The sequence below is a fragment of the Paraburkholderia sp. 32 genome, assembly GCF_050435345.1.
Lineage (GTDB): Bacteria > Pseudomonadota > Gammaproteobacteria > Burkholderiales > Burkholderiaceae > Paraburkholderia > Paraburkholderia tuberum.
The window spans coordinates 3,292,123-3,308,662 of sequence record NZ_JBNDKD010000003.1 but is presented as its reverse complement, the minus strand read 5'-3'; the positions used below and the strand labels follow the sequence as shown (position 1 = coordinate 3,308,662).

Below are 16,540 nucleotides of genomic sequence, written 5' to 3'. Positions count from 1 at the left end.
CATTGGCAGCACTTACTGGCGGATCAGTCATACCTTTGCCGGGATTCAACGGCATCGGGAGCACCGTCAAAAAATGTTCATGGTCAAGCGGCCCAGATGGACTATATACAAACGAGGGGCGGCGAATGGCTGTACGTCCAACGAAAACCGCCCTTGACTCAGGTCCGCGAGAGCCGCAGTCAAGCCGAACGGAGATGTACGACGCCGAATAGTCGCGACCCGGCTCCCGACCAATCCACCGCTGCCCGATGTTCCCTGTTCGACCTCCTTAACCCCCGTGTAGTAAACGCGACAAGGGGTGAAGTAATGAAACAGCTCGCGAACTGGGTAACGCTCTTGCAGGTCTGCCTGTAGCCCAATTTATCAAGGACGTAACGTACAGCTACCTGCTCTGCCCACTCGTCCATCCGACGTCACCCGTTCGCTCGTCGCCCACGCAAGGAGTACGCCATGTCATTTTTCAAGTGCCGTTTAACGTTTCTATTGCGAACCATCGCGTTCGCGACGGCGTTAGGATTCGCTTCAATCAGCATTGCGCAAGCCGATTCGGAGGTCGATCCGCCAGGAGCGGTTTACGTTCTGTCAAACCAGCCGTCCGGGAACTCGGTTCTTGTCTATTCGCGGGCTGCCAACGGAATACTCACCTACGAAGCCACGTACTCAACCGGCGGCCAAGGAGCAGGCACAGGAACCGATCCGCTAGGCTCGCAGGGTTCGCTGACGTTGCAAGGGGGCTTTCTGTTCGCCGTGAACCCGGGCAGCAATGATGTTTCGCTGTTCGCGGTCGACGGCAGCAAACTGACGCTGCTCGACAAAAAACCATCGGGCGGTCAAATGCCCGTCAGCGTGACAGTCAAGGGGCCCATCGCGTATGTGCTCAATGCCGGAGGCACACCGAACATCAATGGCTTTATCGTCGACGCGTTTGGCAAGCGTCTCGTTCCATTACCAGGCTCACAACGACCACTTGCCGGCGGAAACTCCGCCCAGCCCGCGCAAGTGAAGTTTGCGCCGGAAGGCAACGAACTGCTCGTGACCGAAAAGGGCACACAACTCATTGACACGTATTATGTCGGCTTCACCGGTTACGCCTCGAAGACTCCAACCCCCCATGCGTCAAACGGCGTCACGCCGTTCGGCTTTTCCATCACGACCCGGGGTTATGCGATCGTCTCCGAGGCCGGATCTGGTTCGGTTTCCTCATATGAGGTCGAGGACAGCAAACATCTGACTTCCATCAGTGCAGCAATTCCCTTGGGCCAGAGCGCCCCTTGCTGGCTTGTCACCACGGGCGATGGACGTTTTGCCTACACGGCCAATGCCGGTAGCGGCTCGATCAGCAGTCTGCGGATCGCGGCGGACGGCACAGTACGCTTGCTCAATCCGACTGCAGGCACACTCAGCGCTCCCCTTGACATGGCGCTCAGTGGTCACAGCAAATTCCTCTACGTTCGTGAAGGTAACGGCGCTGTAAGTGGCTTTCGCGTGATGCCAGAGGGAACACTCGAGCCACTTGGCTCAGTCACCGGCGTACCGCCGGGGGCACAAGGGATCGCGGCGCGCTAGACACATCTCCCCCGCGCGGGGAGATGTGCACGCGGGATCATGCTTTCGTATCCCTGTATCGGCAGCCTTCGCGCAAGAACGTTGCCGGTACCGCTGAGCACCCGCCGTCCACCTTGATCCGATTGAAATCGAGGCTCCCGGTCAAGCAGGTGTTAGGTGAGTCCAAACGGGCGACGGTGAGCGAGTCGAATCCCATCACTTTCTTCAAGGCTTCCTGGAGTCACATTGACTCCCGGCCCTCCCATGGCCGATCCGGCCGGTTGGCACGGGTCCGGCCAAGAGGCCGCTCTTGAGTGCCCAACCGACGCTCGAACGCCATTGACCCGCTTTCGATCACGTTCATACGGGTAGCGACACGCTGCGTCTATCTGGCGGTCATCCTCCAGCCAGATCAGTACCATCCGATTCGGCGAGCGGCGCAACGCATCCTACACTTAAGTTCAACCGCGCAGGCTTGCACGTGGCTGCGCCACAAATTGGGCCGAACGCATATTGCGCTGATGGCCATCGATAGCGAGCATGGCGCGGTCGCGTTCGGCGGCGACCGAGGGATTCGTATCGTCTCCGGATATGTCTCAGATGCTAACCACCAAGGAGGCGGTTTATGAACAGTAAGTTAGCCAACCCGGCGCCGCTCGGGCTCGCTGGATTCGCATTCACCACATGGATGCTCAGCATGGTGAACGCCGGCTGGTTCGACAAGGATGCCTTGGGGCTCGTGCTGGCGCTAGCGTTCGCTTTCGGCGGCACGGCGCAGATGATCGCGGGCGTGCTCGAATTTCCACGCGGCAATACGCTAGGCACGGTGGCGTTCCTCAGTTACGGCTCCTTCTGGTGGTCCTTTGCGCTGTTTGTCGCGTTCCTGGGCACCAAGGTGCCTGAGGCCTTCATCGGCTGGTATCTGTTTGTGTGGGGGGTCTTCACGTTCTACATGTGGATCGGCTCGCTGCACACGAGTACGTCTGTGCAACTGGTGTTTCTCTCGCTGTGGGTCACTTTTCTGCTGTTGGCGATCGGCGCATGGACAGGTATGGGCGTTGCCACGCGGGCCGGCGGCTATGTAGGCTTGATTACCGCTCTACTGGCGTTCTATGCGTCGGCGGCGATGGTGATCAACGAAAGCTTCGGACACACCGTGCTTCCGACACACGACTGGGCACAAGCCCATCCGCGAGCGGCCTAGCCACTCGGCGCGGGTCGGCCGGCGTGCAGCAAGCGCGCCGGCCAGTCAGGCCTGCGGTGCTCCACGGAGACGGAGACCAAGTCTGAGTATCGAGTCTTTCCGGTATCAGCTAAGTGGGTCGAGAAATGAAATGTGGAACGACTGGACTCGTTACGAGGCGATGGATCGCCGTTCGATGAGGAACTCTGATGTTCGAACGAATACCCCCTGACAATTCGCGCTATCGGCGGGTGTGATCACTGGCCGGCTCTACGACGTCATAAACGTGTCAGGGCGTTGCTGCGATGGCGTCCCACGGCCGGCGCGGCACGCAAGCACTCCTTTTGGTCGCGGCGGCGCAACGTCCTACGCCTGCTGCAAAATCTCCATTGCACGAATCGTGTCACCCAGCGCGTCCATTGCCAGGTAGGCAACGAACTGTGTGCCGATAGCGGCAGCCGAAACGCCGCGAAGGTTGATTCCCCCGGTAGCCAACTTTTGGGTCAACTCTGCAATGATGCCCGGCCGGTCGGGGCCCATCACCCGCACCGGGTGAAGACTCGGGAGGACGTTGAACCCCACCTGCGAGGCGGCACGAATTTCTCGGTCGTTCTGAAGCGGCGCGAGAAACACGACCGCCTTCCCGGGTGCTTCCGCAGTTCGACGGGAGATGATGAATTGCAGGTTCGCTCCGGCATCTCGCAGGACACTTAACACTTCGGCGAGACCGCCGGGCCTGTCCTCGATTGTGGCCGCCCATACATCGACACGTTCAACGAGCAGATCCATGGCGCCTCTCCCGTTTGATGAACCCCAATGAAAATTTAGTTCAGGGTTGAGCGACCGGCAAGTCAACGCTCGTCGTCGCGCTAACACCTTTGGCCCTCGGGATGCAGTTCTTTGACAGGGAATACGTTGCTTGGCATTGCATCCGCCCTGGCCTTAAATTCGTTATGCAGCGCACGGACTGTCGCGCCTGGTGTCCAGACCCATGAGACAGGTCAAAAGACGCGCTGCCGCGGGTAGCGTGGGACACCTCGTGTCCCTGGGCACCTAGAAGCAAGGAGGAACTGTCATGTCACGAGACAAGTCATCGCGCCGCGCTTCCGCAGAGCAACAAGCGGCCGAGGTTTCCGAGGCGCAAATCGCCGTGCACTGGCCTGAAGAGGAATATTTCCCGCCGCCCGCCTCGTTCATCGCCCAAGCCAATCTGACAGACGCGGGAGTGTTCGCACGTTTCTCTCTCGACAAATTCCCCGAGTGCTTCAAGGAGTTCGCGGACCTTCTCGACTGGTACAGGTACTGGGACACGATGTTCGACGCGAGCAATCCTCCGTTCTGGCGCTGGTTCGTCGGTGGCCGGATCAATGCCTGCTACAACTGCGTGGATCGTCACCTCGCCGCCTACCGGAACAAGGCCGCGATCCATTTCGTGCCAGAGCCCGAGGACGAGACGGTCCAGCATGTCACCTACCAGGAACTTTATGTCCGCGTAAGCGAGTTCGCGGCCATGCTACGCGACTTCTGCGGTCTAAAAGCCGGTGACCGGGTTACTCTCCATATGCCTATGGTGGCGGAGCTGCCCATCACGATGCTCGCCTGCGCCCGGCTCGGAGTGATTCACTCGCAGGTATTTAGCGGCTTCAGCGGCGCGGCCTGCGCCGACCGCATCCTGGATTCCGAGAGCCGTCTGCTGATTACGATGGACGCTTACTGGCGTGGCGGCAAGCTGATCGATCACAAGGAAAAAGCCGACACCGCGTTCGCCGAAGCTGCCGGGAAGGGTCACCAGGCCGAGAAGGTTCTGATCTGGCAGCGGTATCCGGGCAAGTATTCGAGTCCGACGCAGCTCGTGGAAGAACGCGATGTCATCGTCAACGACGCCCTCAAGGCGTTCCGCGGCAAACGTGTCGAGCCCGTGCAGATGCCCGCTGAGGCACCGCTATTCCTCATGTATTCGAGCGGTACCACGGGCCGCCCCAAGGGGTGCCAGCATTCCATTGGAGGCTATCTCGCCTACGTCGCCTGGACATCGAAATACATCCAGGACATCCACCCCGAGGACGTGTATTGGTGCATGGCCGACATCGGCTGGATTACCGGTCACTCCTACATTGTCTACGGCCCGCTCGCGCTCGCGGCCTCGTCGGTCGTGTACGAAGGCGTGCCCGTCTACCCCGATGCCGGGCGCCCTTGGCGAATTGCCGAAAACCTCGGCGTCAATATCTTCCACACGTCGCCGACTGCGATCCGCGCACTGCGGCGCAGCGGACCGGACGAACCCGCGAAGTACAGCTATCACTTCAAGCACATGACGACCGTGGGCGAACCCATCGAGCCCGAAGTCTGGAAGTGGTATCACCGGTCTGTCGGGAAGGGGGAGGCCGTCATTGTCGACACGTGGTGGCAAACTGAAACGGGCGGGTTCCTTTGCAGCACGGTGCCGGCGTTGCACAAGATGAAGCCCGGCAGTGCCGGTCCGGGAATACCTGGCATTCATCCGGTGATTTATGACGACGCCGGTAATGAACTTGCAAGCGGTTCCGGCAAGGCGGGCAACATCTGCATTCTCAATCCGTGGCCCGGCGCGTTTCAGACCATCTGGAGGGCTCCGGAGCGCTACGTGAAAACGTACTATGCCCGCTACTGCCGGGATCCCAAGAGCAAGGACTGGCGCGACTGGCCCTACATGGCGGGAGACGGTGCTGTCGACGCTGCGGACGGCTACTTCCGGATTCTCGGTCGCATCGACGACGTGATCAACGTCGCCGGCCATCGCCTCGGTACCAAAGAAATCGAGTCAGCCGCCCTGCTTGTCCCCGAAGTCGTCGAAGCGGCTGTCGTGCCGGTCGCCGACGAGATCAAGGGCAGAGTGCCCGAACTGTATGTTTCGTTAAAGCCCGGAGTGGAAGCTTCGGAGGAGCTTGCAAAGCGGGTCACAGACTCGGTGGTCGATCGGATCGGAGCCATCGCGAAGCCGCACCGGGTGGTCATTGTTCCGGACATGCCCAAGACCCGGTCGGGCAAGATCATGCGGCGCGTGCTCGCAGCACTTTCAAACCATCAAGACCCCGGAGACGTATCCACGCTGGCTAACCCGGAGGTCGTTGACAGTCTGCGGGAGCTCGTGAAGTAATGGGGGCTACGTCCATGATCATCACGCGGCGCGCGCGGCGGGCGGGCGGCCATCGGGCGCCGCAGCCTTCGTCACCCATGTGACTCGACTCATAGGGAAAACTGGCCGGTCACCGCGGCCATTATCGATTGGTCCTGCGAAAACTCCCGCGTCAATCCTTTTCCGCCACCCGCCCCGGCTGCACAGCCGGCATCCTGCGATAGATCGTGTTCCGCGAGACCCCGAGCGCACGCGCCGCAGCAGACACGTTTCCGCCGTGGCGCGCCAGCGTCATCGCAACCACAGAGGTGGCAACATCCTGCAGCCGAGCACCGTCGGGCAGCGACGCATCGCCAGCAGCAGGGGCATCCGCAGCCGAACCGGCCGAGATGGCTGAAGACCTCGGAGCGGCCGACGCAGCAGAGTCCCCCTGTCCAACCTCGCCATCGCCGCAACCCGCGCCCCCCACATCATCCAAAAAATCATCCGGCAAATGCTCCCACCGAATCACCCCATCCTCATCCACCATCGCCGCCGCAGTGCGCAGCAGATTAGCCAGTTGCCGACAGTTACCCGGCCACGCATGTCGCCCGAACACCGCCATCACATCAGCCGCAACGCTGAGCGCCTGCCGCCCCCCGCTTTCGACTGATTCCCACTGCAACATCTTTTGAACGACGACCGCGAGATCGCTCCGCTCACGCAACGCCGGCAACCGAACCGCAAGCCCGTTGATCCGATAGTAAAGATCCTCACGAAACTGGTTCTGCGCGATCATCTCGCGCAAGTTGCGGTGGGTCGCGCAAATAATGGAGACATCGACAGGAACCGCCCGCGTCGCCCCAAGCGGCGTCACAACCCGCTCCTGCAAAACACGCAGCAACCGCACCTGCAACGAATACGGCATATCCCCGATCTCATCGAGAAACAGCGTGCCTCCATTCGCCTGCATCAGCTTGCCGATCGCCCCTTTACGCCGCGCGCCGGTAAACGCACCCTCTTCATACCCGAATAGCTCAGATTCGATCAGCGACTCCGGAATCGAAGCACAGTTAACCGCAACGAACGGCCCCTCACCTCGCGGCGAATCGTTATGAATCGCCTGCGCGAGCAACTCCTTGCCGGTACCGGTCTCGCCGGTGATCAGAATCGGAATATCCTTGCCGAGCACCTTGCGAACCTTCGCGATCAGTGCGGACACACGAGCATCGCCGGTATCGAGATCGCTGAGCCGCGACAGTCCCGCAACCGGCTGACGCGCGTTTGCGCATACCGGTCGCGGTGCGGCGACACCTTGCGCAACCACCGCCCCATGCCCCAGCCCAAACGACGCCCGCCTGAACTGCCCGCGCGCGCAAACCACCGCACCGTTGTGCAAATTCAGCATCAGATGCGGCGCAACGCCATGCGTCAACCGGTCGATCAATTGCGCATACGAGATCTGAAATAGCGACGACAGCGTATGCGCGCGCAACGCAGCGAGCGACAAGCCCAACTGAAACTGCGCACTTCGATTCGCGGACAGAAAGCGACCATCATCGGTAAATGCAATGATCCCTTCCATCAGCGTGCCGAGAAACTCAGGACGTCCGTGGAAAGATACTTGCAGGACGTCGCGAAACGCAGTCGAGAACAGATGGTTTTCGATCATCTGCACCGACATTTTCGCGAGTGCCGTCGTGTGCTGGTGATAGCTGCGGTGGTCGCCCGTCACGTCGAGCACGCCGATCAGATCGCCGTACGGATCGAGAATCGGCACACTCGAACAGGTCAGGAAGCGGTTAGCAGCCAGATAGTGCTGATCGCCATGAACGACCATCGCACACCCCTCGGCCAGCGAGGTACCGATCGCGTTGGTCCCCTGACGATCCTCGGCCCAGTTCGCGCCAGGCCGCAGCGCCACTTTTTCCGCGCGATGCAGAAAATCGTCGTCGCCGATCGAATGCAGGATCAACCCATCGGCGTTGGTCAGCACGATCATGCTTTGCGTGTTGACGATCTGCTCGCGCAGCGTCTCCATGACCGGCATCGCATGCGCGCACAGCACCTGGTTCTGTTCGCGCTTCAGCGCGAGGCCCGTGTCGGACAGGATGTCGTAATCCGGCCGGATCGATGCGCGCAGGCCGAACGTCTCGGAGCGTTCGTGGGCTTTCTGGATCGCCGGTGCGGGCCAACCTTTGGAGCGGTTAGCCGCCGCCACGCCGAGCGGATGAACGTCGTCGCGCATTGTCTCCTCCTGAATGCGCCCGGGTCGTGCCGGACGCTTTGATGCGTGTCGACAGAATACTCCCTTTGCCAGTCCGCCCGACGCGCGCGGCGACCCCGCGCGGGCCCGCATCCTTGTTCTGCGTCAGCGTCGGCCGAATCTGCGGCGTTTCTGAACACCCGCTGCCCGCGCAACTGTTCCGAAACGGAACACCTCCGCCATGCAGCTCACCGCAATCCCTGAAATAGCCCACTTCGATGCATTGGTACGGTTCGTGCCTGATGTGGTCCCGCGCAGTCACCCGATCACCATCACAAAACGGAGACAAGTGATGAATCCATTTGACCTGAAAGCCCTCGGCATCGACATCGAGTATCCCTATCGCCAGCGTTACGAAAACTACATCGGCGGCAAGTGGGTACCGCCGGTCGGCGGCGACTATTTCGACAACGTGTCGCCGATCAACGGGCAGCCGTTTTGTCGCGTGCCTCGCTCGAGCGCTGCCGATATCGACCTCGCCATCGACGCCGCGCGCGCAGCGCGCCGCAAATGGGCGAAGACCTCGGTGACAGAGCGCGCGAACCAGTTGCTGGCGGTGGCCGAGCGCATGGAGAAGAACCTGAAGCTGCTAGCGGTCGCCGAGACGATCGACAACGGCAAGCCGCTGCGCGAAACGATGGCCGCGGACCTGCCGCTCGCCGTCGATCATTTCCGCTATTTCGCGGGCTGCATCCGCGCGCAGGAAGGCGGCATCTCGGAGATCGACGACAACACGGTCGCTTATCACTTTCACGAGCCGGCTGGGGTGGTCGGTCAGATCATCCCGTGGAATTTTCCGCTGCTGATGGGCGCATGGAAGCTCGCGCCCGCGCTCGCGGCCGGCTGCTGCGTCGTGATGAAGCCCGCCGAGCAGACGCCGGCTTCGATACTCGTGCTGATCGAACTGATCGGCGACCTGTTCCCCGCCGGGGTCATCAACATCGTCAACGGCTTCGGCAAGGAAGCGGGCGAAGCGCTCGCCACCAGCAAGCGCATCGCGAAGATCGCGTTCACCGGCTCGACGCCGGTCGGCAAGCGCATCCTGCACGCAGCCGCGGACAACCTGATCCCGTCGACGGTCGAACTCGGCGGCAAGAGCCCGAACATCTTCTTCGCCGACGTGCTCGATCGCGACGACGCGTTCCTCGACAAGGCGCTCGAAGGTCTCGCGATGTTCGCGCTGAATCAGGGCGAAGTGTGCACGTGCCCGTCGCGCGTGCTGGTTCAGGAGTCGATTTACGAGCGCTTCATCGAGAAGGCGATTGCCCGGGTGGAACGCATCAAGGCTGGCCATCCGCTGAACCTCGAAACGATGATCGGTGCGCAGGCATCGCAGCAGCAGCTCGACAAGATCCTGTCGTATATCGACATCGGCCGGGACGAAGGGGCGCAGTGCCTCGTCGGCGGCGAGCGCGCAACCCCTGGCGCCGGCCTCGGCGAGGGTTTCTACGTGAAGCCGACGATGCTGTTCGGCAACAACGATATGCGTGTGTTCCAGGAGGAGATCTTCGGGCCGGTCGCCTCGGTGATGACGTTCAAGGACGAACAGCAAGCGATCGAACTCGCGAACGACACGTACTATGGCCTCGGCGCGGGCGTGTGGACTCGCGACGGTACCCGCGCTTACAAGATGGGACGCGAGATCGAGGCGGGACGCGTGTGGACCAACTGCTATCACCTGTATCCGGCGCATGCGGCCTTCGGTGGCTACAAGCAGTCGGGGATCGGGCGCGAAACACACAAGATGGCGTTGTCGAACTATCAGCAGACGAAGTGTCTGCTGGTCAGCTATCAGGCGGAGGCGCTGGGGTTCTTCTAAGCGAAGGGCGCGTCGTCTATGGACGGCGCGTGCCGAAGAATGTCACTGTGCAGCCGGCTGACAAACGCCCGCAGGAACGATTCCCGTAAGCCGTGATCTCGAACAGACCAGGCGCCGCCGCAGTGACGATCGCGGCGAGCGCGCTGTTGGCAGGTTCATCCGGGGCCGCGGCGCATTGGGGGATGCTTCTTCTGGAAGCCGTGAGATCACGTTCGCCCGACAAATCAAACAAATTGCCTACATAGGCTAAAAATTCATCCAATTCCGAATGCTCCTGGTTGCCCCGCTCCCGATACTGTCGTTCGCACATAACAGGGGATGACCGATGAAGAACGGCAACGGCCAGCCGATGATCCGGCTCGCAGACAAGACGACGCACGACGGCACGGTCATCGAGGCCGCGACAGACCTCATGCACATGGGCATCCCGGTTGCACTCGATGGACACGGCGTCGAGTGTCCGAAGTGTGGCGGTGTCTATCCGATCATCGCGACCGGCCAGCGAACCCACAACGGCAAGCGGGTCAGCCATGCCGGCGACAGGACGGGCTGCGGCGCGATCCTGATCGCTTCATGATCGCTTCCCGATTGCCACGAAACACCGAGCTCCTTGCACGCATGGTCGAACCCGCACAGGACCGCACGCTAGGTCTTTCCAGTGACGCACTACCCACGTGGGGCAATGAGCCTTTGCTGGCTCCGCTCCGCCTGCGCGGCACCGAATCCCTGGGCAAGCTCTACCGATACACGCTCGATGTGGCGACGATCGAAAGTCCGACGCTCGGATTGTGGCAAGCACAGGAACTGGTCGTACCCGACAACCTGATTGGCAAAGTCATCGACATTTCGATCGCGTTCGACGGGAACGGATTGTTCGGTCAACAGGCGTTGGAACCCGGTGAGGTGGCACACGTGGGCGCGGGCCGCCGCACGATTTCGGGCCTCGTCACAGGCATGAAACAGACCGGCACCGACGACCGGCGCGCCCATTACCGCTTCGTCGTGCGCCCCTGGCTGTGGCTGGCCACGAAGAACCGCGAAAGCAGGATCTTTCAGGACGCGAGCGTGGTGGATATCACCGACCGGATACTCAAGGAGCGTTATCACTTTCCGGTCGTGATGGAGTTGGGCGCGACCGGTCTGTGCGAAGGCTACCCAAAGCGGGACCATGTCCGGCAGATGTGGGAATCCGATTTCGAATTCCTCACGCGGATCTGGAGAGAATGGGGAATCTACTATCTGTTCGACGGAATGACGCTGGTACTGTGCGATTCGCCCGGCTCGCACAAACAGCACGACAACGGCTACGACACTATCCGCTATCACGCGCCTGACAGCCGGCACGTCGACGAAGAACACATTCACAGGCTCGAGGTCTCGCGTCAGATCACGACGGGCAAGGTCAGTCTGATCGACTACGACTACACGCGCCCCGGCATGCACTTCGAGGGCGAGTACGAGAGCTTCAGCGAACGGGCCTTCGACAACATCGAGCAACACGGCTGGGGCGACTACTCGCAACCGCTCGCCGGCGAGATGGGATTGTCGGGTAGGCGAAACAACTTCCGCAATGAAGCCGAACACCTCGCGAGCGTGCGCGTCGACGCAATGCGCTGCCACCGGCTACGTCTGAAGGGCCGAGGGAATCTGCGCGGCCTGACAACCGGGAAAACATTCTGGCTCGACAACCATCCGCAATGCGACATCAATGCCGAGTACCTGGCGGTATCGACCACACTCGACATTCGCAACGCGCCGCAGAACACACAGCCGTCCGGTAACGACACGAACGACGCGTTGCGCCGATGCGTGACCAGCTTCGTGCTTCAGCCTGCCAATACATTCTTCAGAAACCGCCCGAAGAAAAAGCCGCGCTGCGCGGCGGAAACGGCGATCGTGGTTGGGCCCGAGCACCAGCCGATCTGGGTCGATGGATACGCGCGCGCCAAGGTGCGTTTCGTGTGGGACCGGCTTGGCCCGAAAAACGAGAGCGCCAGTTGCTGGGTGCGCGTGTCGTCGCCGTGGCAAGGCAATGGCTTCGGCGCGATCTATCCGCCGCGTGTCGGTCAGGAGGTCATGGTCAGCTACCACGAAGAGGACCCGGACAAGCCGTACGTATCGGGCCGGATGATCAATGGCTGGAACCAGCCGCCCTGGAAGCTACCGGATAACCAGGCACTTTCAGGCGTCTTGAGCAGTGAACTCAAAGGTGGCTGCGACGGCCAGACCAATCACGTCGTACTGGATGACACGCCGGGCCAACTCCAGGCACAACTCGCCAGCGATCACGCACGCTCGCGCCTCGTGCTGGGCTACAACACGCGGGTCGTGCGCGAGGCCGGCCGACAGCAGGCGCGCGGTGAAGGCTGGGAACTGGCCACCGACGCATGGGGTGTCGCGCGCGCCAACAGAGGCATGCTGATCACCACGGAGGCGCGTCGCGGCGCGACCGCGCCGGCAAAGGATCTCGGCGAGACCGTGGCGCGCCTCACGCAGGCGCGCGATATCCACGAGAACCTCGCGGATCTCGCGCGGCAGTATGAGGCACAGGAGCAACAGACCAGTCAAAGCGACGTATCGCGGGCCATCAAGGCGCAGAACGAGGCGATACGCGGCGTCGCGGCGCGTGCGGACCTTCCCTTCCCGCAACTGAGCGCGCCCGACATGGTGCTGGCCAGCGCGGCGGGGGTCGGTCTCACCGCAGCGCAAAGCACGCACGTGGCGAGTATCGAACACATCGCGCTCACAGCGGGCGGACACGTCAGCATGGCGGCGGCGAAATCGCTGCTGGCGTCGGCAATCAACGGCGTGCGGGTGTTCACGCAGAATCTCGGCATCAGGCTCAAGGCCGCGTCAGGCAAGGTGCGAATCGACGCGCAGAGCGATGATGTCGAGGTCATCGCGCAGCGGGTCGTCAGCATCATCAGTAGAACCGATTCGATCAATCTGATGGCCAGCAAAGAGATCGTGCTCCATGCGGGAAGCACGAAGGTGGTCATCAATTCGGAAGGGTACAGGGTCTATACGGATGGAGAGCATCGGGTCCATGCGCGTGGTCATCAAACTGACAGGCCAGCGGCGCGGCCTGTCAATGTGCCGGTAACGCCCGGAAAGCCGGGCAAGCTGGCCGCGCATCACGTTCTGATCGAACACGATACGGGCTTTGCACTGCCGAACCAGCCGTACCGGATCACGCTCGACGATGGTCAGGTGATTCAGGGCGTGACCAATGCGCTTGGAGAAACGAGTCTCGTCACGAGCAATCTTCTTGCATTCGCGACGGTTGAACTGTTCGCCGCGAGTGAACCGGACAAGGTTATTGCGGTGAGCAGAGGCGCGGTGATCAGGAAGACGAACGAGCCGTTTGCGGGCGCAGTGCCCAACGCCGAGAAACGCACCGCCAGGGTCGCAGGAAAGGCCGTGGCCTCTCCCAATCAAAGCGCGACGACGGAAGACAAGCCGCCCGAATTCGTTTCGTGTGATCCGATGAACTTCGGGCTGCGCTTTTATCACTTCATCAACGGTGCGACCGAGGCTGATGCGCCGGCTGGCATCTCGATGCGCAAGGATGTTGAATATCCGGTGACCAAGGCTTATACCGCTGCGATCAAGACGGCGTTGCAGGGAATCGATTGGGCCGGGGTGACGTGGCCGTTGACTTCCAGTTTGATAGAGACGATTCAAAACGCGGTCACGCCGCAATTGGAAATCGCGCTTAGTGAGGGGCCCTTTGGATTGCCCCGACGCGATGCCGCCAACTCGGAAAATGGTGGTGCCATGCCAAAGCTTGTGATTGTCGATCCACAGCGGGCAACGCAGTACGCCCTGCGGCAGGATGTCAGCGCCGCGTTTATCGGTGACGATTGGGTTATCGCCGTCAACGAGAGCGAGATTGCACGCATCGTCGAACTGATGGACCAGCCGGCTTCGCTGGATCACCGCCTCAGGGCATTTGCCGACACGCTGTATCACGAGTCTCGCCACTGCCAACAGTACTTCTGGATGCTTTCTTTGCTTCAGCATTTTCCAGACGACTACAGGGAGCTGCCGAATATCCACTTGGTGTATTGGTCGACGATGCTAAAAAAGGCCTATACGGCGGCTGGAAACACGCCGCTACCCGACGATCACCGCGTTCACATCGGTCTGCACAGGATGCTTGTATTCCACTACTACTGGCTGATCTCCTGCATGCAGGACAAGCCGGGCTGGGAGTACGTCAGGCGAGATCTCCCGAGTGCTGAAAGGAAGGTATGTGACCTGCTGAATGTCTCCGCTGAAACAGCTCAAAAAATGGTGCAATTCGAAACCGGCTATAGGAGCCAGATTCATGAAGAAGATGCCTACGCCTGCGCGGAAGTGGTTCAGGCCTACTGGCGCAATCCTGGTGATCCTCTCGTTCGCAATCCCGGTACATGCACAGCTCAGTACGCCGACGCCCTCAGGACCGTCGGGGCCAGGAACTGAGATGAGACCGACTGTGACCGACGCCCAGCGCGACATGGCATTCAGGATATTGACCACGGCAATGGCGATCCTGCGGGACGACCAGCCCTTCGATCCCGCGCATACGATATTCGGCCGCATTCTTGCAGCGCGGCCTGAGCGCGGCGTGGTAGGTGTTACGGAGTATTCCTTCGAGAATCCGGCGTTCCCACGGACGGAAATCACCGTAGTTGTGATACCCGATCCGCTCGACCGCTCTGCCGACCGCGCGCAGGTCAAGCAAGTCATGCTGGACTTCACGATCCGCTTCAGTCCACTTTTGACAGACATTAACCGTTCGACGCTGGAAGACCTCCTCCATGTCGATATCGGCTACTGGATCGACGGCAACGGCGAGCGGCGACCCGGCAACGATATGGGGACAGTGCCGCCGCACGTTCGTCTGCATCACTATCGCTATCGTGCTTCGAATCTGTCAACGAGCCAGTTTCCGGTGGACGTCGAATTTGCTTTCGGCGACCCCGACCCGAACGATCCGGCGCCGGACGAACCCAAAACGCCGGTCCTGATGGACGTTCTCCTCAGTCGTGACTATTCCGCGTTGAGACGGCAACACCGTGAATAGAGCCCGTCTTGAACAGCGGGTGGCAACGCGCCACGGCGCGCGGAAGTGGTTCAGGCCTACTGGCGCAATCCTGGTGATCCTCTCGTTCGCAACCCCGGTACATGCACAGCTCAGTACGCCGACGCCGTCAGGACCGTCGGGGCCAGGAACTGAGATGAGACCGACTGTGACCGACGCCCAGCGCGACATGGCATTCAGGATATTGACCACAGCAATGGCGATCCTGCGGGACGACCAGCCCTTCGATCCCGCGCATACGATATTCGGCCGCATTCTTGCGGCTGATCCCCTGCGCGGTAAAGTTGGTGGTACCGAGTATTCCTTCGTGAATCCGGCTTTCCCGCGGACGGACATCATCGTATTTGTGATACCCGATCCGCTCGACCCCTCCGCCGACCGCACGAAGGTCAAGCAAGTCGCGACGCATATCACGATTCGTTTCAATCCACTATTGAGAGACATTAGCCGCTCGACGCTGGAAGATCTCCTCCAGGTCGATATCGGTTACTGGATCGACGGCAACGGCGAGCGGCGGCCCGGCAACGATATGGGAACGGCGCCACCGCAGATTCGGCTGCATGGCTATCGCTATCGTGCTTCGAATCTGTCAACGAGCCGATTTCCGGTGGACGTCGAATTTGCTTTCGGCGACCCCGACCCGAACGATCCGGCACCGGACGAACCCCAAACGCCGGTCCTGATGGACGTTCTCCTCAGTCGTGACTATTCCGCGTTGAGACGGCAACACCGTGAATAGAGCCCGTCTTGAACAGCGGGTGGCAACGCGCCACGGCGCGCGGAAGTGGTTCAGGCCTACTGGCGCAATCCTGGTGATCCTCTCGTTCGCAACCCCGGTACATGCACAGCTCAGTACGCCGACGCCGTCAGGACCGTCGGGGCCAGGAACTGAGATGAGACCGACTGTGACCGACGCCCAGCGCGACATGGCATTCAGGATATTGACCACAGCAATGGCGATCCTGCGGGACGACCAGCCCTTCGATCCCGCGCATACGATATTCGGCCGCATTCTTGCGGCTGATCCCCTGCGCGGTAAAGTTGGTGGTACCGAGTATTCCTTCGTGAATCCGGCTTTCCCGCGGACGGACATCATCGTATTTGTGATACCCGATCCGCTCGACCCCTCCGCCGACCGCACGAAGGTCAAGCAAGTCGCGACGCATATCACGATTCGTTTCAATCCACTATTGAGAGACATTAGCCGCTCGACGCTGGAAGATCTCCTCCAGGTCGATATCGGTTACTGGATCGACGGCAACGGCGAGCGGCGGCCCGGCAACGATATGGGAACGGCGCCACCGCAGATTCGGCTGCATGGCTATCGCTATCGTGCTTCGAATCTGCCGACGAGCCGATTTCCGGTGGACGTCGAATTTGCTTTCGGCGACCCCGACCCGAACGATCCGGCACCGGACGAACCCCAAACGCCGGTCCTGATGGACGTTCTCCTCAGTCGTGACTATTCCGCATTGAAACGGCAACACCGTGAATAGAGCCCGTCGTGAACAGCAGGTGGCAAAGCGCCGCATGTACAGAGACGA

12 protein-coding genes are annotated in these 16,540 nt (G+C 61.0%); 9 read left to right on the top strand and 3 right to left on the bottom strand.

Annotation, left to right across the window (positions count from 1 at the left end; genetic code table 11):
* Positions 1–450: 450 nt before the first annotated feature.
* Positions 451–1,566, top strand: coding sequence for a lactonase family protein (locus OKW26_RS38080; RefSeq protein ID WP_429356792.1), 1,116 nt, complete (start codon positions 451–453; stop codon positions 1,564–1,566).
* Between the two features lie 604 nt (positions 1,567–2,170).
* The gene (locus OKW26_RS38075; RefSeq protein WP_184059554.1) at positions 2,171–2,749 is read left to right on the top strand and encodes an acetate uptake transporter; all 579 of its coding nucleotides are present in this window, start codon (positions 2,171–2,173) and stop codon (positions 2,747–2,749) included.
* Positions 2,750–3,094: 345 nt separating this feature from the next.
* On the opposite strand, the gene OKW26_RS38070 is transcribed toward OKW26_RS38075, so the two are convergent.
* Entirely contained in the window at positions 3,095–3,517 is a 423-nt protein-coding gene (locus OKW26_RS38070; protein ID WP_187613469.1) for an ACT domain-containing protein, read from the bottom strand.
* 286 nt (positions 3,518–3,803) lie between these two features.
* Here OKW26_RS38070 and acs point away from each other — a divergent pair, with 286 nt between their 5' ends.
* Positions 3,804–5,864: an acetate--CoA ligase gene (acs, locus tag OKW26_RS38065; RefSeq protein WP_429356791.1), complete on the top strand. Its 2,061-nt coding sequence runs from the start codon at positions 3,804–3,806 to the stop codon at positions 5,862–5,864.
* Between the two features lie 151 nt (positions 5,865–6,015).
* On the opposite strand, the gene OKW26_RS38060 is transcribed toward acs, so the two are convergent.
* Positions 6,016–8,070, bottom strand: a complete 2,055-nt coding sequence (locus tag OKW26_RS38060; RefSeq protein WP_429356790.1) for a sigma-54-dependent Fis family transcriptional regulator — start codon at positions 8,068–8,070, stop codon at positions 6,016–6,018.
* Between the two features lie 310 nt (positions 8,071–8,380).
* On the opposite strand from OKW26_RS38060, the gene OKW26_RS38055 reads away from it, so the two are divergent.
* A complete protein-coding gene (locus tag OKW26_RS38055; protein ID WP_429356789.1) occupies positions 8,381–9,907 on the top strand; it encodes an aldehyde dehydrogenase family protein in 1,527 nt (508 codons plus the stop codon).
* Positions 9,908–9,923: 16 nt separating this feature from the next.
* Here OKW26_RS38055 and OKW26_RS38050 read toward each other — a convergent pair whose 3' ends face one another.
* Complete coding sequence (locus OKW26_RS38050; protein WP_429356788.1) at positions 9,924–10,169, bottom strand: hypothetical protein; 246 nt, start codon at positions 10,167–10,169, stop codon at positions 9,924–9,926.
* A 63-nt stretch (positions 10,170–10,232) separates the two neighbouring features.
* On the opposite strand from OKW26_RS38050, the gene OKW26_RS38045 reads away from it, so the two are divergent.
* From OKW26_RS38045 to OKW26_RS38025, 5 genes are all read left to right on the top strand, one after another.
* Positions 10,233–10,484 carry a PAAR domain-containing protein gene (locus OKW26_RS38045; protein WP_429335929.1) on the top strand — a complete coding sequence of 84 codons (252 nt, stop codon included), beginning with the start codon at positions 10,233–10,235 and terminating at the stop codon, positions 10,482–10,484.
* Entirely contained in the window at positions 10,481–14,374 is a 3,894-nt protein-coding gene (locus OKW26_RS38040) for a type VI secretion system Vgr family protein (protein ID WP_429356787.1), read from the top strand. Before OKW26_RS38045 ends, OKW26_RS38040 begins: the two co-directional genes overlap by 4 nt.
* Before the next feature lie 13 nt (positions 14,375–14,387).
* Entirely contained in the window at positions 14,388–14,978 is a 591-nt protein-coding gene (locus OKW26_RS38035; protein ID WP_429356786.1) for a hypothetical protein, read from the top strand.
* Positions 14,979–15,132: 154 nt separating this feature from the next.
* On the top strand, positions 15,133–15,735 hold the full coding sequence (locus OKW26_RS38030) for a hypothetical protein (RefSeq protein ID WP_429356785.1): 603 nt from the start codon (positions 15,133–15,135) through the stop codon (positions 15,733–15,735).
* A gap of 154 nt (positions 15,736–15,889) precedes the next feature.
* The gene (locus tag OKW26_RS38025) at positions 15,890–16,492 is read left to right on the top strand and encodes a hypothetical protein (protein WP_429356784.1); all 603 of its coding nucleotides are present in this window, start codon (positions 15,890–15,892) and stop codon (positions 16,490–16,492) included.
* Positions 16,493–16,540 lie beyond the last annotated feature (48 nt).

What these genes read in the sequence shown, in the direction of transcription:
- OKW26_RS38060 (WP_429356790.1), bottom strand. Translation starts at nt 8,070, where the DNA reads ATGCGCGACGACGTTCATCCGCTCGGCGTGGCGGCGGCTAACCGCTCC.
- OKW26_RS38075 (WP_184059554.1), top strand. Translation starts at nt 2,171, where the DNA reads ATGAACAGTAAGTTAGCCAACCCGGCGCCGCTCGGGCTCGCTGGATTC.
- OKW26_RS38040 (WP_429356787.1), top strand. Translation starts at nt 10,481, where the DNA reads ATGATCGCTTCCCGATTGCCACGAAACACCGAGCTCCTTGCACGCATG.
- acs (WP_429356791.1), top strand. Translation starts at nt 3,804, where the DNA reads ATGTCACGAGACAAGTCATCGCGCCGCGCTTCCGCAGAGCAACAAGCG.
- OKW26_RS38030 (WP_429356785.1), top strand. Translation starts at nt 15,133, where the DNA reads ATGAGACCGACTGTGACCGACGCCCAGCGCGACATGGCATTCAGGATA.
- OKW26_RS38055 (WP_429356789.1), top strand. Translation starts at nt 8,381, where the DNA reads ATGAATCCATTTGACCTGAAAGCCCTCGGCATCGACATCGAGTATCCC.
- OKW26_RS38025 (WP_429356784.1), top strand. Translation starts at nt 15,890, where the DNA reads ATGAGACCGACTGTGACCGACGCCCAGCGCGACATGGCATTCAGGATA.
- OKW26_RS38070 (WP_187613469.1), bottom strand. Translation starts at nt 3,517, where the DNA reads ATGGATCTGCTCGTTGAACGTGTCGATGTATGGGCGGCCACAATCGAG.
- OKW26_RS38045 (WP_429335929.1), top strand. Translation starts at nt 10,233, where the DNA reads ATGAAGAACGGCAACGGCCAGCCGATGATCCGGCTCGCAGACAAGACG.
- OKW26_RS38080 (WP_429356792.1), top strand. Translation starts at nt 451, where the DNA reads ATGTCATTTTTCAAGTGCCGTTTAACGTTTCTATTGCGAACCATCGCG.